Origin of the sequence: Mesorhizobium sp. M7A.F.Ca.US.005.03.2.1, from assembly GCF_003997795.1 — a bacterium.
Classification (GTDB): Bacteria; Pseudomonadota; Alphaproteobacteria; order Rhizobiales; family Rhizobiaceae; genus Mesorhizobium; species Mesorhizobium ciceri.
Genome location: NZ_RZRP01001344.1, coordinates 1 through 1025 on the forward strand (window position 1 = coordinate 1; position 1025 = coordinate 1025).

Genomic DNA, 1025 nt, shown 5'->3' on the forward strand with positions numbered 1-1025 from the left:
CCTCCGGGGGATAGTTGCTGGCGATTTCCGACAACAGCACGCCCGCCGCCGCGCCCTGGCGCAGGCCGTGCATGGCATAGCCGACCAGGAAGAAGTTAACGGCGAGCGAAAGCGCAAGCAGCACCAGCGTCCCCGTCCATGTCCAGGAACGCTTCAAAGCGAGCCCTCCTCTGCCGGATCATCCGCGACACCGCCGCCATCGGCCAGCGACGAACCGGACGCCAGCGCCAGAAGCTCCGTATCGGACGGATCGTCCTGCAGCCGCGCCACCTGGTAGCCTGCCAGCGTCGCGGCCACGAGCACAGCAGCGGCGCAGGCCGCGAACCCGGCCGGACTCAAGAGCAGGCGCGCCAGGAAGGACGGGACAGTTGAGCCGGCTTCGATGCGAGCCAGAACCTTGCGCGCCAGCGCCTGGTCGTCGCCATCGGCCAGCGCCGCCTCGAGCACGAGGAGATCGAGCACGGCATCGGGATCGTCATTCCGCTCCGCCGCCATCAACGCCAGCGCCTGCTGGCGGAAAGGCGCCGGCCATGCTTCGACGGTATCGCCGAAGCGGCGCCTGTATCGTTCAAATTCGTCCCGTGTCATGAGGACTTCCTTTCGCGGCCCAAGGCCACCATTGCCAAATGATCCCTGAGTGCGCGCCGTCCGCGCACCAGCAACTGCTCGGCCGAGCCGACACTGCTGCCCATCACCTCGGCGATCGCCGAGATGTCGAGGTCGCCTACGGCCCTCAGCAGCACCGCCATGCGCTGCCGTTCCGGCAGGCGCGACAGCCCGTCACGCACGATAGCCAGCTCCTGCCGCGCCGCGGTCGTCGCTTCGGCATCCGCCTCCGGCGACGCGACCTCATCCCTTATGTCGTCCAGCCCGATGAAACGGCGTAGCGCCCTGCGTCGACGCTGATCGATGCAACGGTTGGCAGTGATCCGGTAGAGCCAGGTCGAAGCCCGCCCTCTGACCGGATCGAACCGCGCGGCCTGTTTCCAGACGGTCACGAACACCTCCTGCACCACATCCTCGGC

General features: G+C 67.7%; 2 protein-coding genes. Both read right to left on the reverse strand.

The features are described from left to right. Window positions 1–153: 153 nt before the first annotated feature. Window positions 154–588 carry a hypothetical protein gene (locus tag EN991_RS37620; protein WP_127370596.1) on the reverse strand — a complete coding sequence of 145 codons (435 nt, stop codon included), beginning with the start codon at window positions 586–588 and terminating at the stop codon, window positions 154–156. Beyond that, a partial coding sequence (locus EN991_RS37625) for a sigma-70 family RNA polymerase sigma factor (protein WP_127370597.1) occupies window positions 585–1025 on the reverse strand: 441 nt, incomplete at its 5' end. The genes EN991_RS37625 and EN991_RS37620, both read right to left, overlap by 4 nt.

Bases quoted from the DNA above. Each gene is read 5' to 3' on its own strand.
- EN991_RS37620 (WP_127370596.1), bottom strand. From the start codon at position 588: ATGACACGGGACGAATTTGAACGATACAGGCGCCGCTTCGGCGATACC.